Origin of the sequence: Phaeacidiphilus oryzae TH49 (assembly GCF_000744815.1) — a bacterium.
Taxonomy (GTDB): domain Bacteria; phylum Actinomycetota; class Actinomycetes; order Streptomycetales; family Streptomycetaceae; genus Phaeacidiphilus; species Phaeacidiphilus oryzae.
The window spans coordinates 359754-381866 of sequence record NZ_JQMQ01000004.1; the positions used below are offsets into that span (position 1 = coordinate 359754).

Annotated in this window: 23 protein-coding genes; 15 read left to right on the plus strand and 8 right to left on the minus strand. The window is 73.8% G+C overall.

Going from position 1 to position 22113, the window contains the following annotated elements; all coding sequences use genetic code 11:
- Window positions 1–208 precede the first annotated feature (208 nt).
- Together BS73_RS01830 and BS73_RS34335 are read left to right on the plus strand one after the other, a co-directional pair.
- Entirely contained in the window at window positions 209–643 is a 435-nt protein-coding gene (locus BS73_RS01830; protein WP_051939072.1) for a hypothetical protein, read from the plus strand.
- A 13-nt stretch (window positions 644–656) separates the two neighbouring features.
- Window positions 657–1217, plus strand: a complete 561-nt coding sequence (locus BS73_RS34335; protein WP_051939074.1) for a hypothetical protein — start codon at window positions 657–659, stop codon at window positions 1215–1217.
- A 30-nt stretch (window positions 1218–1247) separates the two neighbouring features.
- Here BS73_RS34335 and BS73_RS01840 read toward each other — a convergent pair whose 3' ends face one another.
- Together BS73_RS01840 and BS73_RS01845 are read right to left on the minus strand one after the other, a co-directional pair.
- The gene (locus BS73_RS01840) at window positions 1248–1652 is read right to left on the minus strand and encodes a nuclear transport factor 2 family protein (RefSeq protein WP_037568701.1); all 405 of its coding nucleotides are present in this window, start codon (window positions 1650–1652) and stop codon (window positions 1248–1250) included.
- A complete protein-coding gene (locus BS73_RS01845; RefSeq protein WP_051939076.1) occupies window positions 1649–2152 on the minus strand; it encodes a MarR family winged helix-turn-helix transcriptional regulator in 504 nt (167 codons plus the stop codon). The genes BS73_RS01840 and BS73_RS01845 overlap by 4 nt, the downstream gene beginning before the upstream one ends.
- 79 nt (window positions 2153–2231) lie before the next feature.
- On the opposite strand from BS73_RS01845, the gene BS73_RS01850 reads away from it, so the two are divergent.
- The 5 genes from BS73_RS01850 (at window position 2232) to BS73_RS01870 (ending at window position 7534) form a co-directional block, all read left to right on the plus strand.
- A complete protein-coding gene (locus BS73_RS01850; RefSeq protein ID WP_037568703.1) occupies window positions 2232–2726 on the plus strand; it encodes a flavin reductase family protein in 495 nt (164 codons plus the stop codon).
- 91 nt (window positions 2727–2817) lie between these two features.
- Window positions 2818–3807: an Ldh family oxidoreductase gene (locus BS73_RS01855; protein WP_037568705.1), complete on the plus strand. Its 990-nt coding sequence runs from the start codon at window positions 2818–2820 to the stop codon at window positions 3805–3807.
- A 104-nt stretch (window positions 3808–3911) separates the two neighbouring features.
- Entirely contained in the window at window positions 3912–4940 is a 1029-nt protein-coding gene (locus BS73_RS01860; protein WP_037568707.1) for an LLM class flavin-dependent oxidoreductase, read from the plus strand.
- Complete coding sequence (locus BS73_RS01865; RefSeq protein WP_037568709.1) at window positions 4937–6592, plus strand: AMP-binding protein; 1656 nt, start codon at window positions 4937–4939, stop codon at window positions 6590–6592. Before BS73_RS01860 ends, BS73_RS01865 begins: the two co-directional genes overlap by 4 nt.
- 12 nt (window positions 6593–6604) lie before the next feature.
- On the plus strand, window positions 6605–7534 hold the full coding sequence (locus tag BS73_RS01870; RefSeq protein WP_037568711.1) for a beta/alpha barrel domain-containing protein: 930 nt from the start codon (window positions 6605–6607) through the stop codon (window positions 7532–7534).
- 42 nt (window positions 7535–7576) lie between these two features.
- On the opposite strand, the gene BS73_RS34340 is transcribed toward BS73_RS01870, so the two are convergent.
- Window positions 7577–8494, minus strand: coding sequence for a glycoside hydrolase family 16 protein (locus BS73_RS34340; protein ID WP_152617475.1), 918 nt, complete (start codon window positions 8492–8494; stop codon window positions 7577–7579).
- A gap of 221 nt (window positions 8495–8715) precedes the next feature.
- Between BS73_RS34340 and BS73_RS01880 the strand changes: the two genes are divergently transcribed.
- Window positions 8716–9285, plus strand: a complete 570-nt coding sequence (locus tag BS73_RS01880) for a COG4315 family predicted lipoprotein (protein ID WP_037568712.1) — start codon at window positions 8716–8718, stop codon at window positions 9283–9285.
- A gap of 7 nt (window positions 9286–9292) precedes the next feature.
- On the opposite strand, the gene BS73_RS01885 is transcribed toward BS73_RS01880, so the two are convergent.
- The 4 genes from BS73_RS01885 to BS73_RS01900 all read right to left on the minus strand — a co-directional run bounded on the left by BS73_RS01885 (window position 9293) and on the right by BS73_RS01900 (window position 12835).
- Window positions 9293–10465, minus strand: coding sequence for a hypothetical protein (locus tag BS73_RS01885; RefSeq protein WP_037568714.1), 1173 nt, complete (start codon window positions 10463–10465; stop codon window positions 9293–9295).
- Window positions 10462–11088: a SigE family RNA polymerase sigma factor gene (locus BS73_RS01890; protein WP_063836887.1), complete on the minus strand. Its 627-nt coding sequence runs from the start codon at window positions 11086–11088 to the stop codon at window positions 10462–10464. The genes BS73_RS01885 and BS73_RS01890 overlap by 4 nt, the downstream gene beginning before the upstream one ends.
- A 154-nt stretch (window positions 11089–11242) precedes the next feature.
- The gene (locus BS73_RS38600; RefSeq protein ID WP_051939081.1) at window positions 11243–12058 is read right to left on the minus strand and encodes a coiled-coil domain-containing protein; all 816 of its coding nucleotides are present in this window, start codon (window positions 12056–12058) and stop codon (window positions 11243–11245) included.
- A gap of 72 nt (window positions 12059–12130) precedes the next feature.
- A complete protein-coding gene (locus BS73_RS01900; RefSeq protein ID WP_037568716.1) occupies window positions 12131–12835 on the minus strand; it encodes a methyltransferase domain-containing protein in 705 nt (234 codons plus the stop codon).
- Between the two features lie 445 nt (window positions 12836–13280).
- Between BS73_RS01900 and BS73_RS01905 the strand changes: the two genes are divergently transcribed.
- The 7 genes from BS73_RS01905 to BS73_RS01935 all read left to right on the plus strand — a co-directional run bounded on the left by BS73_RS01905 (window position 13281) and on the right by BS73_RS01935 (window position 21512).
- On the plus strand, window positions 13281–14120 hold the full coding sequence (locus tag BS73_RS01905; RefSeq protein WP_037568718.1) for a class I SAM-dependent methyltransferase: 840 nt from the start codon (window positions 13281–13283) through the stop codon (window positions 14118–14120).
- Between the two features lie 101 nt (window positions 14121–14221).
- On the plus strand, window positions 14222–15166 hold the full coding sequence (locus tag BS73_RS01910; RefSeq protein ID WP_037568719.1) for a LysR family transcriptional regulator: 945 nt from the start codon (window positions 14222–14224) through the stop codon (window positions 15164–15166).
- 95 nt (window positions 15167–15261) lie between these two features.
- Entirely contained in the window at window positions 15262–16578 is a 1317-nt protein-coding gene (locus BS73_RS01915; protein WP_037568721.1) for an FAD-dependent oxidoreductase, read from the plus strand.
- A 50-nt stretch (window positions 16579–16628) separates the two neighbouring features.
- A complete protein-coding gene (locus tag BS73_RS01920) occupies window positions 16629–18347 on the plus strand; it encodes a dihydroxy-acid dehydratase (protein WP_152617477.1) in 1719 nt (572 codons plus the stop codon).
- A 50-nt stretch (window positions 18348–18397) separates the two neighbouring features.
- Complete coding sequence (locus tag BS73_RS01925) at window positions 18398–19762, plus strand: MFS transporter (RefSeq protein WP_051939083.1); 1365 nt, start codon at window positions 18398–18400, stop codon at window positions 19760–19762.
- A complete protein-coding gene (locus BS73_RS01930) occupies window positions 19759–21054 on the plus strand; it encodes an aconitase X (protein ID WP_037568724.1) in 1296 nt (431 codons plus the stop codon). The genes BS73_RS01925 and BS73_RS01930 overlap by 4 nt, the downstream gene beginning before the upstream one ends.
- Window positions 21051–21512, plus strand: a complete 462-nt coding sequence (locus BS73_RS01935) for an aconitase X swivel domain-containing protein (RefSeq protein ID WP_037568726.1) — start codon at window positions 21051–21053, stop codon at window positions 21510–21512. Before BS73_RS01930 ends, BS73_RS01935 begins: the two co-directional genes overlap by 4 nt.
- Window positions 21513–21649: 137 nt before the next feature.
- Here BS73_RS01935 and BS73_RS01940 read toward each other — a convergent pair whose 3' ends face one another.
- Entirely contained in the window at window positions 21650–22111 is a 462-nt protein-coding gene (locus BS73_RS01940) for a hypothetical protein (protein WP_037568727.1), read from the minus strand.
- Between the last annotated feature and the right edge of the window lie 2 nt (window positions 22112–22113).

A 22113-nucleotide genomic window follows, 5' to 3' on the forward strand; every position in this document is an offset into this window, starting at 1 on the left:
CGAACACCGCCCACGACGACGAGCCGCGCCCGGCCCCGAAGCGGGCCCCGGCGCCGCCCCCGAAGCGCCTTCCGATCCCGCCCCCGAGGCCGCCCCCGATCCCGCCCCCGAGGCCGCGGCCGACCCGGTCGCGGGGTCGGAGGCACCGGACGCCGTCCCGACCGCCCATCTCTGGACGGGGGGAGTCGCCGGGCTCTGTCTGCTGCTGGTGGCCGCGCTGGTCGTCGGCGGGCGGTACTACCTGCAGGCGCGCGGCGCGGACGCCGCGCAGGCTCGGCAGCGGGCCGCGGTGGCGGCCGCCCGGCAGGAGGTGGCGAACCTGACCGACCTCGACTACCGGCACGCCGGCGACGGCGTGGACGCCATCCTCGGCCTGGCCACCGGTTCGTTCCGGCAGCAGTTCTCCAGTACCGAAGCGGGTTTCCGCACGGTGCTGATCAGCGGCCAGGTGGAGTCCAGGGGCCAGATCACCCAGGCCGCCGTGGCCGCCACCGCCCCCGGCGCGATCCGGGTGCTGGTCGCGGCGAAGGCAGTGGTCAGCAACACGGCCGCGAAGAACGAGACCCGCCTCTACCGCATCGCCGTCACCACCGTGCCCTCCCAGGGCCGTTGGCTGGTGTCGGACATGGACTTCGTCTCCTGAGGAGCAGCCGACCATGCCGAGCACGCCGAGCACGCCGAGCACGAGGAACCCCGCACTGCGGCTCTGCCGCGCCGCCGCCCGGCTGTCCCGCCCCCTCCGCTGGTCGGTGGCGGCCGCGCTCACCCTGCTGGTCGCCGCCGCGATCGCCGGCAGCCTGCTGGCCGTCCAGCGGACGCGGGCCGAGGCCGCCACCGCCGACGCCGGTACGGCAGCCGTCGCCGCCGCCCGCGCCCGCACCGCCGAGCTCCTCACCTATCGCGCCGGCGACCAGCTCGGCGCCCAGCTGGCCCGTGCCAGGGCCGGCACCACCGGCGCCTTCCGCGACGACTTCGACACCCTGGCCTCCCAGCTGATCGGCCCCGCCGTGACCCAGACCCAGGTGAGCACCACCGCCAAGGTCGCCGCCGCCGGCGTGGTCAGCGCGACCCGCAGCCAGGTGGTCACCCTCCTCTTCGTCGACCAGACCACCACCAGCCAGAAGACCCGGAAGAGCAGCACCGACTCCAGCCGGATCCGCGTCACCATGACCCGGGTGCACGGGAGTTGGCTGATCTCCGACCTGCGCCCCATCTGAGGCCGAGGCGGCGGGCCCCGCCGCCTTCGCTCACATCACCGCGTCGGTCTCCAGCGGCCCGGCGGTGATCCGGATCTCCCGTACCCGCACCGGCTCCTCGTCGGCCAGGTAGAAGATGTGGATGAACGGGGCGCTGACCACCCGCTCCGGCGCGTCCTTCCGGGCCATCGTCGCCTCCCCGCGCAGCAGCCGTACGCCGCCGTCGGCGACCCAGTACTCCAGCACCCGGTGGCTGATCTCCAGCGGCTCGTCGATCCTGACGAAGAAGTCCTGGATGGCCCGCCGCCCGTCGACCCGCTCGGTGCCGAAGTGCATCACGGTGTCCTCGGTGAGCACCTCGAAGCCCGGCTCGAAGTCCAGGGTGTCGATGGCCGACATGAAGCCCAGCACCCATGCGGGCACCGCCGCCGCCCGCGCGTTCTCCGCCGCGGTCATCGGTCCTCTCCTCGGTCCGCCTCGCGGAGCTCCCGCTCCACCGCCAGCGCGGCCTGCCGCAGCCGCCGGTCGGTGCCGGTGATGTCCTCCGGCCCGAGGACGGAGTTGAGGGTGTCGCTGATCCGCAGCACCTCGGTGCCCATCTCGCGGAGCGCCGCCCGGCCCTCGCCGGTGAGGCCCAGGCACAGCGCCCGCTCGCTCTCCGGGTGCGGGCGGCGCGCCACCCAGCCGCGCTCCTCGAGCTGGGTGACCATCCGGGTCATCGTCTGCGGCCGGACGTAGCAGCGGCGGGCCAGTTGAGCCAGCGTGAGGCTGGGCTCGCGGTCCAGGATCCGCAGGGCGGTGTAGCTGGAGAGGGTCAGGTTCCAGGGGCGCAGCCGCAGGTTGCCGATCCGGCTGACCGCCCGCTCGAACCGGAACACCGCGTCGATCATCAGCGAGGCGTCGTCCAGCTCCGCCACCTCGGAGGACGCGGAGGACTCGGAGGGGTTGCTCGTCATTCCCGCAGCGTATCGGCCCTGCGGGGGCGAATTCATCAGCATGCTTGCTGTTGTGTTCGCATGCTTATAAGGTATCAGCATGCTTACATCTTACTCCCGCCCCGACCCCCTGCGGTTCCGGTCGGTCCTGGGGCACTTCCCGAGCGGCGTCGCGGCGGTCACCGCCCGCGACCCGGAGGGCCGGCCGGTCGGCATGGCGGTGTCCTCGTTCACCTCCGTCTCACTCGAACCGCCGCTGGTGGCCTTCCTGCCCGGCCGGAGCTCGACGACCTTCCCGCTGATCGCCGAGCACGGCACCTTCTGCGTCAACGTCCTGGCGGACGGCCAGGAGGAGGTCTGCCGGCGGCTGTCGGCGCGCGGCGGCGACAAGTTCGCCGGACTCGACTGGCGGCCCGGGCCGCACGGCGACCCGGTGCTGGACGGGGTGGTGGCCTGGATCGGCTGCACCATCGAGTCGGTGCACGACGCCGGCGACCACCACATCGTGCTCGGCCGGGTGGACGGACTGGCCGCCGACACCGCCGCCAGCCCCCTCCTCTTCTTCCGCAGTGCCTACCACCAGGTCGCAGCCTGAGTGCTGCCGCTGTCGCGGCGACCGCCGCGCGGCACTGCCGCTGCCGCCGGGCACTGTCCCCACCCCGTACCCCCCTACCGGAGGCCGGTCGATGACGACCCTGACCCTGCCACTCTCCGAAGCCCGCGCGCTGGTCACCGACGCGATGGCCGCCTGCGGGCACACCGCCGCCGAGGCCGGCGCCATCGCCGACCACCTCCTCGACTGCGAGCTGCGCGGACTGCCCTTCGGCGGCCTCGCCCGGGCGCTCTCCATAGCCGAGCGGATCCAGACGACCGCCACCCCGCGAACGGAGATCCGGACGGTCGCCGAGACCCCGGTGTCGGCCACCCTGGACGGCGGCGACCAGGTCGGCTACCTGGTCGGCCTGCGCGCCCTGGAGACCGCCGTGGCCAAGGCCCGCGCCCAGGGCATCGCCCTGGTGGGCGCCCGCAACACCTGGTACACCGGGATGTTCTCCTACTACCTGGAGAAGGCCGCCGCGGCCGGACTGGCCGGCCTGATCGCCGGCAGCGGCCCGGCCGTGGTCGCCCCGCACGGCGGCACCGAGGGCCGCTACGGCACCAACCCGATCGCCTTCGGCTTCCCCGCCGAACCCCACCCCGTCATCTGGGACATCGGCACCTCCGCGGTGATGCACGGCGAGGCGGTGCTGAAGTCCCGGCTGGGCCGGAAGCTGTCCCCGGGCCAGGCGTACGACGCCTCCGGCGCGCCCACCCTCGACCCGGCCGAGGCGCTCGGCGGGGCCCTCGGGGCCTGGGGCGGTCACAAGGGCTCGGGGCTCGCCCTGGTCGTCCAGCTGCTCGGGATGATGACCGGCGCGGCGGCCGATCCGCCCGGCATCTCCGACTGCGGCTTCCTGGTCGTCCTCTTCGACCCCGCGCACCTCACCGACGCCGAGGACTACCGCCGCCGGACGGAGGCACTGGCGGAGGCGGTCCGCGCCACCCGCCCGGTGGAGGGCGGCGAGCCGGTGCGGGTGCCCTTCGACCGGTCCGCGGCCGGCCGCGCCGAGGCGCTCCGCCGCGGCACCGTCGATGTGCCGGAGGAGGTCGTCTCGGCCCTCCGGCGCCGACCGTGACCAGGCGGCCGCGGCGCCGCCCGCCGTGGCCCCTGACGGTTCGTCAACTAGCCGACCCGGCACCGGCCGCGGCGGCCGGCGCCCTCGTGAACGGAGATCGCACCATGCTTGAGTTCTTCACCGGGCTTCAGCCCCTGCAGGCCGGGGAGACCACCCCGGACGCCCTGCTCGACCGGGTCCGCGAGCTGGACCGCTCCCAGGTGATCGACCGGGTACTCGTCGGCTACTCGTCCACCTGGCCGCACAACCACGCCACCGCCCCCTTCGCGCTGGCCGCGAGCGAGCGCTTCTCGCCGATCGTCGCCCACCGGCCCGGGGTGATGGCCCCGGTCGCCGCCGCCCGCTACTTCGCCACCCTGGACGTGCTGGCCCGCGGCCGGCTCGCGATCAACGTGGTGGTCGGCGGTTCGGACAAGGACCTCCGCAGGGAGTCCGACGGCCTCCCGAAGGCCGAGCGGTACCGCCGGGCGGTGGAGTACCTGGACCTGGTCCGCCGGGCCTGGACCGAACCCGAGCCCTTCGACCACCGCGGCGCGTACTACACCGCGGAGGCGGTGCGGCTGCAGACCAGGCCCGTGCGGGGGCAGGTGCCGATCTTCATGGGCGGGGAGAGCGCCGAGGCCGTCGACTTCGGCGCCCGCCACGCCGACCTCTACATGCTCTGGGGCGAACCGCTCGCCGGCACCGAGGAGCGCATCGAGCGGGTCAGCCGGGCCGCCGAGCGGTACGGCCGCGCCATGCGCTTCTCCCTCAGCCTGCGGCTCTTCGTCGGCGACACCGACGAGGAGGCCTGGGCGCGGGCCCGCGAGGTGGAGCGGCGGATCGCCGAGGCCTCCGGCAGCGGCGCCTTCCTCCGCTCCTCGTCCACCGACACCTCCACCGGCCGGCAGCGCGCCCTCGCCCTCACCGACGAGGAGCTGCACGACGACTGCTTCTGGACCGGACTGACGAGACTGCTCGGCGGGTTCGCCAACTCGCAGGCCCTGGTCGGCTCCGAGGAGCGCATCCTGGACGCTCTGGGCAGGTACCGGGAGCTGGGCGTGGACGCCTTCCTCTTCACCACCGGCGCCGAGGCGGCCTGGGACCCCGCCCTGGAGGGCTTCCTGGCCCGGGCGAAGAAGGAGCTGGCATGACGGCGCACGACACTCCCGGCAGCCTCGGCAGCCCCGGTCCGGACGAGGCCGACGGCACGGTCGGCGGGCTGATCGCGGCACGCGCGGCGGCGCACCCGGACCGGCCCGCACTGATCTGCGGGGACGCGCGGCTGACCTACCGCGAGCTCGACCAGGCGGTCACCGAGGTGGCCCGGGGCTTCGCGGCGCTCGGCGCCGTCCCCGGGGACTCGGTCGGCATCCTCCTCCCCAACCGTCTCGAATACCTCCTCAGCTGGTTCGGCGCGGCCCGGGCAGGCCTGGTCGAGGTCCCGGTCAACGCCTCGTACAAGGGCGCCTTCCTGGACCACGCGCTGCGCGTCGCCGATGTGCGGGTGCTGGTCACCGAGCCGGCGCTGCTCGACCTGGTGGCCGGGCTGCCCTCGCTCCCGCCCTCGCTGGCGCAGGTCGTGCTGCTGGACGGCGAGGCCGCCGGCGGCGGCCCGGCCGGGGGGCGCGGTCGGCTGCCCTCGCGGGTACGCCTCCTCGGCTGGGAGAGGATGCTGGCCGGCGGGTCGCCCGCGGAACTCCCGCGGGTCGGGCCCGCCGACCCGGTCGCGGTGATGCTGACCTCCGGGACCACCGGGCGCAGCAAGGGGGTGGTCTACCCCCACCGGATGCAGGTGGTGGCCGCCGCCGAGGCGGCCCTGCGGATGGCCACCGGGCCGGAGGAGCGCCTCTACACCTGCCTGCCGCTGTTCCACGGCGCCGCCCAGGTCAACCTCTCCCTCCACGCCCTCGCCGCCGGGGCCGCCCTGGTGCTCGGCCGGCGGTTCAGCGCCAGCCGGTTCTGGGACGAGCTGCGCCGCCACGAGGTCACCCAGTTCAACGCCCTCGGCTCGATCCTGCCCATGCTGCTGGCCCAGCCGCCGTCCCCGCGCGACCGCGAGCACCGGGCCCGCAAGGCCTTCGCGGCGCCGGCTCCGCCGCAGGTGCTCCACCCCTTCGAGGAGCGCTTCGGCGTCCATCTGGTCGAGGGGTACGGGCTCACCGAGATCAAGAACGTCCTCTACAACCCGCTCGGCGCCCGCCGGGTCGGCTCCCTCGGACTGCCCACCCCCTCCACCGAGTTGGAGGTCCACGACGAGGCGGGCGACCGTGTGGAGCCCGGCCGGGTGGGCGAGATCGTCTACCGGCCGCGCCGGCCGGACATCATGTTCTCCGGCTACCGCGGCGACCCCGAAGCGACGCTGGCCACCATGAAGGACCTCTGGTGGCACACCGGCGACCTGGGCCGCACCGACGAGGACGGCTACTTCTACTTCGTCGACCGCAAGAAGGACGCGCTGCGCCGGCGCGGCGAGAACATCTCCTCCCACGAGGTCGAGTCGGTGCTCCTCGCCTACCCCGGGGTGGTGGCCGCGGCGGCCGTGGCCACCCCCTCCGAGCTCGGCGAGGACGAGGTGCTGGCGGTCCTCCAGCCGGACACCGGAAGGCGGTTGGACCTCGCCGAGGTGTTCGCCCACTGCGACCGGTCCATGCCGCACTTCATGGTGCCCCGCTACTACCGGGTCGTGGACGCGCTTCCGTTGACCCCGACCGGCAAGGTCCGCAAGTCCGCCCTGCGGGAGAGCGGACGCGGGGAAGCCTGGGACGCGCAGTCCGCCGGCCTCAAGCCCACCCGGATCGTCTGAGGGAGTGTCAGGATGACCGACGGCGTGCTCATCCGGGAGGTCGCCCCCCGGCTGACCTTCCAGGACCATATGGTGCCCACCGAGGTGAAGACCGAGTTCCTCCGGCGGCTGCTGGCGGCCGGGCTGCGCTCGTTCGAGCTCACCTCCTTCGTCCGGCCCGACCTGGTGCCGGGTCTGGCCGACGCCGAGGAGCTGTTCGCCCGCGTCCCGCGGCCGCCCGGCGCCGAGTTCGGCTGCTGCGTGGGCAACCGCCGGGGGCTCCAGCGGGCCCTGGACGCAGGCGCGGACAGTGCCTGCTACCTCCTCTCCGCCGACGAGGAGTTCGCCCGCGCCAACACCGGTCTCTCCACCGAAGAGTCACTGGCCGAGCTGGAGCGGACGGCGGCGCTCGCGGCCGACAGGGGCATCGGGTTCGGCAGCTACCTGATCTTCGCCTGGGGCGGTCCTGGCGGCCCGCCGCGCGGCCCCGCGGACCTGGAACCGCTGGCCCGGCGGCTGCTGGAGATCGGCGTGGACCACTGGATCCTCGCCGACTCCGCGGGCTACGCCGCCCCGCCGCAGATCCGGGAGCTGGCCCGCTGGGCGCTGGAGCACGTCCCGGCGGACAACCTCACCGTCCAGATCCACGACGCCCGCGGGATGGGGCTCGCCGCGCTGCTCCCGCTGCTCGAACTCGGGGTGCGCCGGATCGACGCCTCCCTCGCGGGCAGCGGCGGGCATCCGGCGATGCCGGGCAGCCAGGGCGGCGGACTGTGCACGGAGGACGCCGTCCAGCTCCTCGAACTCTCCGGGGTGGGTACCGGTATCGACCTGTCCGCCCTGGTCGACACCGCCAACTGGCTGGAGGAGGAGGTGGGCATCCCCTGCCGGGGCTTCCTCCGGCACACCGGCCCGGTGCCGAGGGCGGGCCGGGCCGCCCGACCGCTCGACTTCATCTGGTAGCCCGGTGCGGGCCGCCTGCGCCGATCAGCCCGTCTGCGCCGGTCAGCCCGCCGGGACCACCCGGACGTAGTCCACCTCCATCCGGAAGTCCTTCCACGGCACTGCCGGCGGGCCGCCGACATAGCCCACGGCCACGTTCAGCACCACCGTCGCACGCGCGGTGGCCGCGTACGGCTCGGTGGCCACCGGTCGGCCGTCCACCAGGAACTCCATCCTGCCGCCGGTCCAGCGGGCCTGGTAGACGTGCCACCGGGTGGGGTCGACGCCCGCGTACTGGCCGCCGTCCTTGGAGCTCCCGGTGTGGTAGGCGAAGTGCGGGGTGAAGCTCGGGTGCACGGGGTCGGACGGCCAGTTCTCCAGGACGTCGACCTCGCCCACGGCCGGCCAGTCGGACTCCGGCTCGCCCAGCGTCCAGGCGGCCGGCCAGGCGCCCACCTCGACCGGGCTGGTCCTGGCCCGTATCTGTATCTCGGTGCCGCGGCGGAAGGGCGTGCCGGCCGTCTGCAGGCGGGCGCTGGTGTGGCCGCCGCGGACCGAGGCGTCGGCGCGGGCGGTGATCACCAGATGGCCCTCGCCGTCCAGCGCGCTGTTCTGCCGCGAGGAGGTGTAGGTCTGCCGGGTCCTGCCGTCGTCCCAGCCGTACCCCGTGTCGTAGTCCCAGCGGGAGGAGGGCGCGGCGCCCGCCGGGCCGGAGAACTCGTCGTCGAAGAGGGCGTCCGCGGGCGGCCGGCTGGGCGGGGGAGAGGCCCGCGCGGTGACGGCCGCCCTCGGCGCCCGCGAGGCGGAGGGCGAGGCCGGGCCCGACGGCGAGGGCGGGCCCGACGGCGACGCCGAGGGCGAGGCCGCCCCGTCCGCGGTCACCCGCTGGACCCGGTGGAAGTAACCGAGGTACGCCCGCGCCCCCCAGAGCAGCGCGGCGGCGCAGACCACCGCCAGCACGACGATCAGCAGGCGCTTCACCGCATCCCCCTCCCGCAGCCCCATGGACCTCACGAATCCGGGGACGAACACGAGGGTATCCGGCCCCACCGACGAACCGGCCGCCCCTCGCGGAACCTGTGGACAACCGAGAAGAGCGGGGGAGAACCGCCGGCTCCAGGTGAACCGGGGGGAGGCCGGCGGCGTAACCGCGGGTGGAAGCCCGCTGCGGGCGGGTGGGAAGCCAGTGGAAGAAGCGCGTCATGAAACGTCTCACTGCGATTGTCATCGGCGCGGCCGCGGTCGCCGGTCTGGCCGCGGGCTGCAGCTCCGGCACGACCTCCTCGGCCTCCGGCCCGTCGTCCTCCTCCTCTTCGTCCTCTTCGTCCTCTTCGGGCGGCGGGGGCGGCTCCTCCTCCGGTGGAGCCGTGGTCAAGGCGCAGAACTCGTCGCTGGGCCAGATCCTGGTGGACGGGTCCGGCCGGACGCTCTACCTCTTCAAGGCCGACACCGGCACCACCTCCACCTGCAACGGCGCCTGTGCGCAGGCCTGGCCGCCGCTGACCACCAACGGCAAGCCGCAGGCCGGCGGGGTCAGTGCGGGGATGCTCGGCACCACCACCCGCTCGGACGGTAAGACCGAGGTCACCTACGGAGGCCACCCGCTCTACTACTTCTCCGGCGACGCCAAGTCCGGCGACACCAAGGGCCAGGCGGTGAACGCCTTCGGCGCCCTCTGGTACGTGATGGGCCCGAACGGCCAGGCGATCACCAGCGCCGGCGGCAGTGGAAGCAGCAGCGGGAGCGGCGGCAGCGGCGGTTACGGCTACTGACGCCGGCTCAGCCGATGGCGAAGAAGGGCGATTCCCCCCGGGTGTCGAAGCCCGGGGTCGGCCCGGTGCGGTCCTCGGAGAGCACCGCCGAGGCGCCCGGGAGCTCGGCGATCACCGCCACCTGGCCCCTGGTCAGACAGGACGGCGGCGAACTCGGCATCCGCAGCCGCACCCGCAGGTGGACGTCCTGCCCCGGGGCGAGGGCCACCGTGCCGAGCAGTGGCCAGCCGCCGCCCGAGGCTCCGGCGCCGAGGGAGACGGTGGACCAGCCGCCGCCGACCGACCAGCTCGCGCTGGGAAAGACGGCCACGGCGCAGGCTGGGCTGGCGCCGTAGGCGTCCAGGTGCAGCCGGATGCCGGAGTAGGCGGCGGGCGTCGGGTCGGTGAGGGTGAAGTCGAACTCGGGGGCGCTGCCGGGGGAGGCGGAGGCCGGGCCGGTCGCGGTGAGGGCCGGGGTCTTGAGCGGCGCCGACGCCGAGGCCGATCCGCCGCCGTCCACCGCCACCCGCACCGTGGCGGTCGCGACGCCCGGGGGGATCAGCCGCAGCTGTTCGGTGGCGGTGCCGTGCGCCGGCAGCGGGAGGCCGTAACGGGCGGTGTCCTGCCCGAGGGCCGCGTCGTAGGAGACCGTGACCGGCTGCCAACTCCCGTCCGTGGCACGGCGTTCCAGTACCGCGGTCTCGTTCGGTGCGGAGCCGGGGGTGTTCGAGGTGGGCGCCCCCAGATCCAGGGTGACCCGCGCGGTCCTGCCGGGGCCCCGGTTGGCCACCGTGTAGGAGAACGGGGTGGGGGCGCCCGCGGCGAAGGCGGCGGGCAGGCTCAGGGAGACCGAGGCCCGGCCGCCGGTGCCGCCGCTCGCGGTCGTCGGCGTCGACGAGGCCGAGGCGCCGGACGACGGAGAGCCCGACGGACTCGCGGACGGCGGCGGCGCCCCGGAAGGAGAGGTGTTCGGTGTGGTCACCACGACCGTGGAACCGCGGCCGGCCGGCGCCGGGTCCGCGGCGAGGACGATCGCGGTCGCCGTGCCCGCCGCCACCATCGCGGTCGCCCCGGCCACCGCCGTACGCACGACCGTCCGCCGGCGGCCGCGCCGCCGGGCCGCGGCGGCGCCGGCCGGACGGGCCGCGGCGGCCGCGTGCTCGACCACCTCGGCGAGGATGCTGTCCAGATCCCTGCTCACGGCTGCTCCACCCTTCGCGTCCTGCCGTTGCCCCTGACCTTCACGCCCTCGCTCGCTCCGCCGCCCCGGTCGTCGGCCTGCTCGCGCAGGTACGGCTCCAGCGCCCGCCGGCCGCGCGCCAGCCGGGACTTGACCGATCCCGGCCGCGCTCCCGTCTCGGCGGCGATCTCCTCCACCGACAGCTCGGCGAAGTGATGGAGCACGATCGCCAGCCGCTGGTCGGGGGATATCCGGCGGAGCGCCTCCACCAGCGCGAGGTGGTCCGGCGACAGGCCCGGTACCTCGCCCGAGCGCTGGTAGTCGCGCTGGTGCGCGAAGGAACGATTCACCGACTTCCGCCAGGAGGAGACCGCCAGCCGGCAGGCGACCGTGCGTACCCACGCCTCAGGCTCGCCGTCACCCCGGTTCAGCCGGCTCCAGCGCTGCCAGGCCCGGGCGAACGCCTCCTGCACCGCGTCCTCGGCCTCCGCCAGGCTGCCGGTGACCGCGTAGACCTGGCCGACCAGCCGCCGGTACGCGGCCGCGTAGAAGGCGTCGAAGTCCTGCCCATGCCCCCGCTCGTCTCCATGCCCTTGCCCAGGCCCCCGTCCGGGCTCGCGCCCGTCTCCAGGATCGTCCGCCACCGTGCCCCCTGCCCGCCCGCCCCGCGCTGTCCGTCAGTTGAGCGCGGCGTGTCATCCGCGCCGCTGCCGCAGGAGATACGCCTGAGCCGGTGGCCCGGTTGCATCGGGTTTCGTCACGGGTCGATCACGACGGCGCCTCGATGCCGGTACGGGCTCAGCTCGTGCCGGCCTCGTCCTTCGGGGATCCCTGACTCGGCTTCATCCCGTCCTCGTCGAACTCGGGGGTCAGGTACCTGTTCGCGATGTCCCGCGCGCGTTGCGCCGTCGCGCGGGCGTGCTTCGCGGCCTCTGCCAACCCGTCGCCGTTGGGGCGCAGCTTGACCGCTTCGTCCAGGTTGCCGGCGTACTCCTCCTCCACCTCGGCGAGCTGCGAGGCCACACTGACGAGTTGCCGTCGCAGGTTCACCAGCGTCGCATCCATGGGCAGGCCGCCGGCCGCCACCTGTCGTTGCTTCCCCTGGACGCGTTCCGCCTGCGCCTGCTCCCGGCTGATCTCCCCCTGTTCGCGGCGGGCGCGAGCATTGTCCCGGTGGAGGGCGGCCGCACTGCGGTCCAGGCGCGCCATGCTCGCCTTGAGGAGGGCACGGCTCCGATCCAGATCCTGGAAGGCACGCGCCTGCTGGGGGACCGCGTGATTGTTCGTGCGCCGGGCGCGTTCGTCGAGGCGTTTCTCCAGAGCGTTCAGTCTCTGCTCGCGCTCATCGGCCTCCAGCTCCCGCCGGTCGGCGATCCTCTCCCGCTCGTCGGCGCGGCTCTCCCGCTCGTCGGCGATCCGTTCACGCTCATCGGCGGCCTGCTGGCGGGCCGCCGCGAGGAGCTCCCACTCGTCGGCACTCTGCTCCCGCTCGGCCTGCGCCTCTTCCCTCCGCCTCAGCGCCGTCTGGCGTTCCTGCAGTTGGGCCGCGCGCTCCTCCAGGTTGATCTCCTGCTGATCGCGCGTCGCCTCGCCTTTCCCCGGAAGTCCATCCACAGGGAGAGTATGCGCTAACCGGTGCCGTCGAGCCTCCGTCCGGGCAGGACCCGACCGGCCCCGGCACTCGGGTCAGCCCCTCTGCGTCGGCACCTCCTTGGGCCGCGCGCACTGCTCGCGGGCGGCCAGCGGAGTCGGCACCGGTATGCCCTCCACTCCGCCGACGCGGTTGGCCCACCAGCAGGTCACCCCGCGCACCAGGCGCATCCTCAGTGCCGGGTACCTCTGGGGGCGGCGGAAGACGCCGACCGTGTCGCCCCAGTAGGCGTTCTTGGCGTCGATTCCCGCGTAGTGGTGGCGAATGCCCTGGAAGGGTGGGAAGTCCGTGTGGACCTCGCGCAGTTCGAGCCCGGTGTACGCGGCAAGGGCCCGCATCCCGTCCGGGTAGTAGCGCCAGCAGTCCTGTACGTCGTGGGCATGGCCGCGGGAGGGGGCGGTGACGAAGGCGGTGCCGCCCGGCTTCAGGACCCGGGCGATCTCCAGCATGGTCGCCCAGAAGAAGGGAATGTGCTCGAAGGCCTGTCCCGAGATGACGAAATCGGCGCTTCCGGACTTCAGGGGGATGCGATACGGCTTGGTCATCACGCGGTCCACATTGCGGCCGTCGCGCACGTCGACGCCCACGTAGTCGATGTCGCGCCCCTCCAGCAGTGAGCGGTGGGTGAGGGTCTGCTTGTCGGAGATCCGCGCGCCCAGATCGACGACGCGGAGCCGGCCGTGGTCGGGGAGGTACTCCTCGACGCAGAGTTTCATATGGGCGTAGGCGGAAGGGTGCATAAGACCGGTTTCCTCTCGTTGTGTGCCTGGTTCGATGAAGACGGTGAGATCACCTATGGGCCGGCGGGACAGGCGGGGGCGGGTGCCGTCTGCGGGCCAGTGGTCGGCTGCCCGGACATGACGTCTGTGACGTTGAAGCTGTGCCGCGGCGAAGGCTGCTCGGAAGGACGGGGCAATTCCCGGAATCCGCCGGAACGGAGGCGCGGCGCTTGAACGGCGGTGTGTCGGCTTCATCCGCATGGGTGCCGGTTCCGCTCACGTGATCTTCCCCCCGGAAGGATCGTGGTCATCGGGCCCGCAGTGCGACCGCGCTCGGTTATATCATGAAGCTACTGTTAATACGCCACGATCTTCCTGTGTACGGACGGCGCTCCTTCGGGCATTCCTTCCTTTGCGGCGCCTGGCGCCTGGCGCCCGGGGGCGGTGGGCGGTAAGGAATGGCGTCATGGCCGATGAGCGCGAAGTGGATCTGGGCGAGGTCCAGCGAACCCTGATCATCCCCCTGGCCGCGCGGGCGCGGGAGAGCCGGGAGAAGCGGCCGCTGCTGCGGGACCCCAAGGCGGTGGAGATCCTGGAGTCCGCCGACTTCGACCTCGCCACCTACGGCCGTGACTGGGGCGGCGCGCTCACCGTGCTGCGCACCGCCGTCTACGACGGCTGGGTGCGGGAGTTCCTGGGCGAGCACCCTGGCGGCACGGTGGTGGAGATCGGAACCGGCCTCAACACCCGCTTCGAGCGGGTCGACGACGGGCGGGTGCACTGGATCGACCTGGACCTGCCGGACGCCGTCGCGCTGCGCCGCCGCTTCTTCGCCGACACCGAGCGGCGCCGGACGGTCGCGGCCTCCTTCCTGGACGAGGAGTGGCTGGAGGCGGTCGGCGCCGCCCCCGGCCCGTACTTCTTCGTCGCCGACGGCGTGCTGGTCTACCTCCCCGAGCCGGAGGTGACGGTGGCGCTGGCCCGGCTGGCCCGGCGCTTCCCCGGGGCGCGGATCGCCTTCGACACCTACACCCGCGCCTCCGTGGAGCGTCAGCACAAGGCGGCAGAGCGGCGCGGCATCGCCGCCCGCTGGGCCTGGGCCTGCGACGACCCGCGCGCCCTGGGGCCGCTCGGCCTGACCGTGCTGGACTCCCGCCCGGTCACCGACCCGCCGGCCGAGATCCGCGGCCGCCTCTCCGCCGGCCGCCGACTGGCGCTCCGCGCTCTCCGCCCGCTGACCCGCGGTCTTATGACGGTCAACCTGTTCGAGGCCGCCCGCTCCGCCGGCGCCGGGCGAGCCGCCTAGGCCCAGCGGAGCCGCCTGGGCCCGGCGAAGCCGCCCAGGCCCGGCGAGGACCGCGGCCGGGGTCGGCGCCGCCGCCGGGCCGGAGGGCATATCGTCCAGGGATGGCGCGGCACTCGGTGGTTCATCTGGCGAATCTGGATCTCAATCTGCTGGTCGCCCTGCGGGAGCTGATCCGGGAGCGGAACGTGACCAGGGCCGCCGCCCGGATCGGCGTCACCCAGCCCGCGGCCTCCGCCGCGCTGGCCCGGCTGCGCCGGCACTTCGACGACGAGCTGCTGGTGCGCGGCGGCAGCGGCTACACCCTCTCCCCGCTGGCCATGCAGCTCGCCGAGCAGGTCGAGACGGTGTACGCGGAGATCGAGCGGCTCTTCGACACGGACAACCGGTTCGACCCGGCCACCTCGCGGCGGGAGTTCACCCTGCTGATGGCGGACTACACGATCGCCGTCCTCGGCCGGCGGCTCTCCGCGGCGGTCGCCGCCGAGGCCCCCGGGGTGGACCTCCACATCCGGATGGTCCGGGAGGCCTTCACCGCCGACGCGGCCCGCACCATCCGCTTCATCGACGGCATCGTCAGCCCGCCGGCCGGCCGGTACGAGCTCCCGGGGGTGCGCTCGGAGGAGCTCTTCACCGACCGCTGGGTATGCGTGGTGGACGCGGCCAATCCGGTCGCCGCGCAGGGGGAGTTGACCCTTGCGCGGCTGGCCGCGATGCACTGGGTCGCGCCCTACCAGCCGGACCGCGGGCTGAGCAGCTCCGCGCCGATGGGCCGCCAACTCGCCCTGTTCGGCATCGAACCGGAGATCCGCACCCGGGTGGAGAGCTATCTCGCGGTGCCGTACCTGGTGGCCGGCACCGACCGGGTGGCGCTCCTCCAGGAGCGGCTGGCCAGGCGGTTCGCCCCGGCGCTCGGGCTCGCGGTGCTGCCCTGCCCGGGGGAGCCCGAGCCGGTGTCGGAGCGCCTGTGGTGGCACGGCGACCATGACGCCGACCAGGGCCACCGCTGGCTGAAGGACCTCCTGGTCTCGCTGGGGAAGCAGCTCTGAGCTGCGACTATCAATGTGATTGATGGGCTGGCAGGTGGTTTGTCTATCAGCCGGACTCTTCCCCGGCCACCAGGCCGCTCCCTAGCTTGTGGCGCATGCCCCATCCACTCACCGACCTCCCGGTCCACACCGTCCGCCGCGAGGCCGCCCGCTCCGGCGGAGCCTCGGCGGCCGCGGCCCATCGGATCACCGCCGACGTCTGCGTCGTCGGCGCCGGCATCGCCGGCCTCTCCGCCGCCCTGGAGTCCGCCGCCCTCGGACGCAGAGTCGTCCTGGTGGACTCGCTGCCGGTGCTCGGCGGACAGATGGTCAACTCGCTGATCGGCCTCTTCTGCGGGGTCTACGGCAACGCCCCGCGGCACCGCCGGCTCACCCACGGCATCTTCGACGACATGTTCCGCGACCTCGAAGCCACCGGCGACCTCTTCTACCGGCGCACCCACACCACCACCGTCGGCTATGACGAGGTGGCGCTCGGCCGGTGGGTGGAGAACGCCGTCCACGACAGCGGTGTGGAGGCCCTGACCGGAGCCGTGATCACGGCCGTGGACCGGGACGGCGAACGCCTCGACTCGGTGCGCTTCGCCACCCGCTACGGCTCTGTGGAGGTCTCCGCCACCGGCTTCGTGGACGCCACCGGCGACGCCGCCCTCGCCTGGGAGGCCGGACTGCCCTGCCGGCTCCCGGACCGCGAGATCTACGGCTCCCAGCAGCTGGTGGTCGAGCGGGTGGCCGAGGAGGGCCGGCCGGAGATCGAGGAACTGACCGCCCGGGTCCGGGAGAAGGCCCAGGAGTACGGGCTGCGCCGGCGCGACGGACTGGCCTTCTACTTCCCTCGCCGGGGCACCGCCGTCCTCAACATGACGCATATCGAGGCCCCGCTCGAACCGCTCGCCGCCACCCGCGCCCAGATCGAGGGCAAGCGGCAGGCCGACCGGGTGGTGGAGTTCCTGCGCACCGAGTTCCCCGCCGCCTTCGGCTCGGCCCGGGTGCGCAGCTACGGCTTCCCCGGCCGCCGGCAGACCCGCTGGATGCAGGCCGTCCACCAGCTGACCGTGGACGAGGTACGGGCCGGGACCCGCTTCCCGGACGCGGTCGCCAGGACCGCCTGGCCGATCGAGCTCCACGACACCGAGCAGGGCTACGTCTGGGAGACCTTCGGCCCCGACCACCTCCACTACGTGCCGCTGCGCAGCATGCTCCCCGCCGAGGCGGACAACCTGCTGGCGGCCGGGCGCTGCGTGGACGGGGACGCGGCGGCGCTCTCCAGCGTCCGGGTGATGGGCCCGTGCGCGGCGATGGGCTTCGCCGCCGCCCACGCGCTGGACCTGGCCGCCGAGGCGAAGGAGAGCCTCCACCGGATCGACCACTCGGCGCTGGCCGCCCGGCTCACCGCCAATCTGGACGACTGAGGACGACCGAGGAGGACCGAGGACGACCGATGGACGACCGAGGAGCATCGATGCTGCGCAGCAACTACCCGCCCGGCTCCGTCCGCTGGGCCACCCGCAGGTCCCAGTGGCGGGCGCTCGGCCTCAGCGACGAGGACATGCTCAAGCCCAAGATCGCGGTGGTGAACACCTCCTCCGAACTGGCCGTCTGCTTCAGCCATCTGGACGGCGTGGCGGCCAGGGTCAAGGAGGGCGTCCGGGCGGCCGGCGGCCTGCCCTTCGAGGTGCGCACCACCGCGCCCAGCGACTTCATCCACTCCGCGGGCCACGGCGGCGGCTACATCCTCTCCGCCCGCGACCTGATCGTGAACGACATCGAGGTGGGGGTGGAGGGCGCCCAGCTGGACGGCATGATCTGCCTGGCCAGCTGCGACAAGACGGCCCCCGGCCAGCTGATGGCCGCGGGCCGGCTGGACATCCCCACCCTCCTCCTCGCCTGCGGCTACCAGCCCAGCGGCAGCTACCGGGGCGAGCACTGCGACATCGAGGACGTCTTCCTCCATGCCTGCGGCACCCCCGGTGCCGAACTCACCGCCGAGCTCACCGAGATGAGCGAGGACGCCGTGCGCGGCCCCGGCGTCTGCGCGGGGATGGGCACCGCCAACTCGATGCACATCGTCGCCGAGGCGCTGGGCATGGCGCTGCCCGGCAGCACCCCGGTTGCCGCCGACTCCCCGGCCATGTGGCGGGAGGCGGACCGGGCGGCCGCCCGGATCGTCGAGCTGGTCCGCGAGGACGTGCGGCCGCGTGCCGTGCTGACCGCCGCCGCGTTCCGCAACGCGGTGCGGGTGGCGCTGTCGGTGGGCGCCTCGATCAACACCGTCAAGCACCTCCAGGCGGTGGCCGCCGAGGCCGAGGTCGACCTCGACGTCCTCGGGCTGTTCGCCGAGTACGGTGCCGTCACCCCGCTCCTCTCCGCGGTACGCCCCAACGGACCGCACACCATCGAGCAGTTCGACGCGGCGGGCGGCGCCCGCGCGGTGATGCGCCGACTGGCGGCGCTGGACGGGCTGCTCGACCTGGACGCACCGACCGTCAGCGGCCACATCGTGGGGGAGAACCTCGCGGGCGCGGAGGCCACCGACCCGGCCACCGACCGCGACACCGACACCGAGGCCGACGCCCACGCCGAGGTGATCCGCCCCGCCGACCGGCCGTTCTCCCGCGAGCCGCTGATCGTCATCCTGCGCGGCAGCCTCTGCCCGCTGGGCGGGATCGTCAAGCTCTCCGTCGACCACGAGCGCCCGACCGGCTTCAGCGGCCCGGCCCGCTGCTTCGAGCGCCAGGAGGACGCGGTGGCCGCGCTGGCCGCCGGGGCGATCGGCGCCGGGGACGTGGTGGTGCTGCGCGGCCTGGGCCCGCGCGGGCGCCCCGGGATGGGGATGGCCTCGCAGATCGTCTTCGCCCTGGACCGGGCCGGACTCACCGGCCGGGTGGCGGTGGTGACGGACGGTCAGCTCTCCGGTCTGGTCAACCGCGGCATCGTGGTGGGGGAGGTGCGCCCGGAGGCCGCGGACGGCGGACCCCTCGCACTGGTCAGGGACGGCGACCGGATTCGCGTCGACGTGCCCGGGCGCGGCTGCGAACTGGACGTCGAGCCCGCCGAACTGGAGCGCCGCAGGGCCGAGCGGCCCACCCTGCCGGAGTACGGGGAGCGCGGCTGGCTCTCGGTCTACCGCCGTACCGTCCAGCCGCTCGCGGACGGCGCCGTCCTGCGCCCGGGCTCCTGACCGGCCCCCGGCGATCCCACCCCTCCCACCTCACCACCAGGAGACGAGCGATGACGCTCTCCCCCAGCAGACCCGCGAGCGCGCCCACCGAGGCCGACGCCGGACGCTCGGCCCGCGGCGGCGTCTTCTCGATGTTCGTCGACAGCTTCGACGTCTACCTCCCGGCCCTCGTCCTCCCGGCCGCGATGGGCTACTTCATGCCCGACGGGCTGCCCGCCGCGACCCGGGCCACCCTCACCACCCTCCTCTTCACCATCGGCCTGCTGGCCCGGCCGATCGGCAGCGTGATCTTCGGGAACGTCTCCGACCGGATCGGCCGCCGCCGCACCACCCTGATCAGCGGCTGGGGCTTCACCGTCGCCACCCTGCTGATGGGCCTGCTGCCCGGCTACGGCGCCTGGGGTTACGGAGCCGTGGTCGTCTTCGCGCTGCTCCGCCTGGTCAGCGGGATCTTCCTGGCCGGCGGCTACGCGGCCCCCATCCCGCTCGCGCTGGAGCAGGCGGGGGAGCGGGGCCGGGGCCGCGTCGGGGGACTGATCGGGGCCGGCGCGCCCGGCGCCTTCCTGGTCATCAACGCGCTGCTGCTGGTCCTCCTGGACACCCTCCCCGACGGGGGCTTCCTCCACTGGGGCTGGCGGCTGCCGTTCCTGATCGGCTTCCTCCTCGGCCTGGTCTACCTCTGGCAGTACCGGGGAGTCGTCGAGGACGAGAGCGTCTACGCCGAGCGGCGGGCCCGCGGCCGGCGCCAGCCGGTGGCCGAGCTGTTCACCGAGCATCGCGGCCTGATCGCCGGGGTCTTCCTGTTCACCTGCGGCTACTGGTTCTCCGCGCAGATGTCGGTCTCCTTCCTGCCCACCCTGCTGGTGCAGGTGCTCGGCCAGAAGCCGCGGTTGGAGACCACCCTGGAGCTGGTCTCGGCCGCCCTCACCTGCGTGGCCATCGTGCTGGTGGCCGCGTGGGGCCAGCGGGCCGGACGGCGCCGGGTGCTGATGTTCTGGGCGCTGCTCACCGCGGTGCTGGTCTCCGCCTCGTTCCTGCTGCTCGGGGTGGCGGCGCACGCCGGGGCGCCGAGCTGGCTGATCGGCGTGATCTACGTGGTCGCGAAGGTGATCCCGTCCGCGCCGCTCGGCGTCATCCTCGCCTATCTCAACGAGCGCTTCCCGGCCTCGGTCCGGGCCAGCGGCTACGGCATCGGCTATATGTTCGGCCTGATCCTGCCCGGCCTCTACAGCTTCTGGCTGCTCTGGCTCGGCCACCTGATGCCCTATCAGGCCGCCCCCGTGGTGCTGATCGCCTTCGGCGGGCTGCTGATGTTCGCCGCCGTCCGGCGTGGCCCGGAGACCAGCGGCCCCGCCGGCGCCCCGGCGGCGGCACCGGCGGCGGCCGCGGAACCGGCGAAGGGAGCCCTTCGATGACCCTCCACCTCACCGACGAGGAGAAGGCGATGCGGGACGGCGCCGAGGGCCCGGCCGTCGCCGCCGCGATGGACCTGCTGGTCCGCTACGGGGAGGCGCTGGGCGCCGAACGGCTCTGCGAGACCCGGAACGTGGCCGGCACCACCACCCAGCCCTCCCCGGCCAAGGCCAGGCTGGTCGCCGAGGGCGGCTGGAACAAGGCCTTCTCGGTGATCAGCCTGGACTCCGACGAGGTGGTGGACGTTCCCGAGATGCGGGTGCCGACCTGCCAGTTGCAGCACGGCTTCGGCCCGGACTCGGTGGGCGTCGCCCCCTACCCGCGGGAGTTCGTGGAACTGCAGACCGACGCCGAGGCCTTCTACGGCCGCCGCGGCGTCAACATCCTGGCCACCTGCACGCCGTACCAGGTCGGCAACCTGCCGGTGCGGGGGGAGCATGTGGCCTGGATGGAGTCCTCCGCGGTGATCTACGCCAACTCGGTGCTCGGCGCCCGCACCAACTGCGAGGGCGGCGCCTCGACCGGAGCGGCGAGCCTCACCGGTCGGATCCCCTGCTGGGGCAACCATCTGACCGAGCACCGCTACGGCACCCACCTGGTCCAGGTGGACGGCCCGGTCAGGGACTTCATGGACTGGGGGCTGCTCGGCTACCACGTCGGCGACCTGGTCCAGGAGGGCCGGCCGGTGGTGGTCGGCGAGTTCGCCCACCCCGACCTGGTCGACCTCAAGCACTTCGGCGCGGCGGCCGCCTCCTCCGGCGGGGTGGAGCTCTACCACCTCCCCGGGATCACCCCGGAGGCCCCGGACACCGAGGCCGCGTTCGGGCCGGGCGGCGGCCGCCGCCTGCCCGAGGCGCTGCACTTCGGCGCCGCCGAGCGCCGGGCCGCCTACGAGACCCTCAACGACCAGGGCCGCAGCACCGACGTGGACTTCGTCCTCCTCGGCTGCCCGCACGCCTCGGTGGACCAGATCCGGGCCGCCGCCCGGGCGCTGGAGGGCAGGCGGCTGAACTCCGGCACCCAGCTCTGGATCATGGCGCCGAGGGCGCTGAAGGAGGTGGCCGACCGCAGCGGCTACACCGCCGTGATCGAGGCGGCCGGCGGCCGGATCCTCGCCGACTCCTGCCCGGCGATGTCCCGTACGGCGCCGCCCGGCACCAGGGTCTTCGCCACCGACTCGGCCAAGCAGGCGCACTACCTGCCGGCCATCCTCGGCATCGAGGCCTGGTTCGGCTCGCTCCAGGACTGCGTCGACGCGGCCGTCACCGGCCGCTGGAAGGGAGACCTGCGGTGACCGCCTCCGCAGAGCGACTGGTCCTCCGCGGCCGCACCGTCGTCCCCGGCTGCGTCGAGGGCGAGGCGCTGGTCTCGCACGAGACGATCTCCGGCTGGGGCGGGATCGACCCGGCCACCGGCACCGTCATCGAGCGCCGGCACGAGCTCTTCGGCGTCTGCTTCACCGGGAGGATCCTGGTCTTCCCCGGCGCCAAGGGCTCCTCGGGGTGGTCAGGGTTCTTCCAGACCACCCGGCTGCTCGGCACCGCCCCGCTCGGCATGGTCTTCACCGTGACCACCACCAAGGCCGCGCTGGGCGCCGTGGTCACCCGCACCCCGGCGCTGAGCGACCTGGACCGCGACCCGGTGGCGGCGATCGCCACCGGCGACTGGCTGCGCCTGGACGCCACCAACGGCCTGCTGGAGGTGGTGCGGCGTGATCCCGCGTCCCCTGCGCAGCGCCGTAGGCGCGAGTAAGGGGCGCAGGGAACTGCGCGCCCAGCCCACTACGGTGCCGCACTCGGCAACGGACACCGGGTTGCCACCCGAACTCCGCTGCCGAGCGCGGACCGTAAGCGGCGGGCCGCGCAGTTCCCCGCGCCCCTGACTCGCGCCTACGGCGCCCAGTGAAGCTCCACCGCCCCCGCCGGCACCCGCGCCAGCGCCGCCACCGCCTCCACGAAGAAGTAGATCCCGCGGAAGAAGGCCAGCACATCGCCCTCCTGGAGGCGCAGCCGCCGGTACATCACGGTCTTCCCGGGGTCGGCTCCGGCCAGCAGCTCCCGCCAGGTCTGCTGATCGGCCGTCAGGAGGTAGGTGGCGGTGAGCGGTTCGTCGGGGCCGACGATCGCCGCGTCCGTGCAGGCGCCGTCGGTCCAGTCGAGCCGCAGATAGCGGGGCCCGCCGGGCAGGTCGTGGACGCCGAGCGCCCAGGAGGCGGTGTAGCGGGAGCGGACGGCCTCGATCCAGTCCCAGTACATCGGGAGCTTGGTGGCGCGCAGTTCCTCGTCGGGCCGCCGGTCGACGGCCTCGCGGACCGCGGCGGCCCACTCCTTGCTGAAGAGGGGGGCGGGCATCG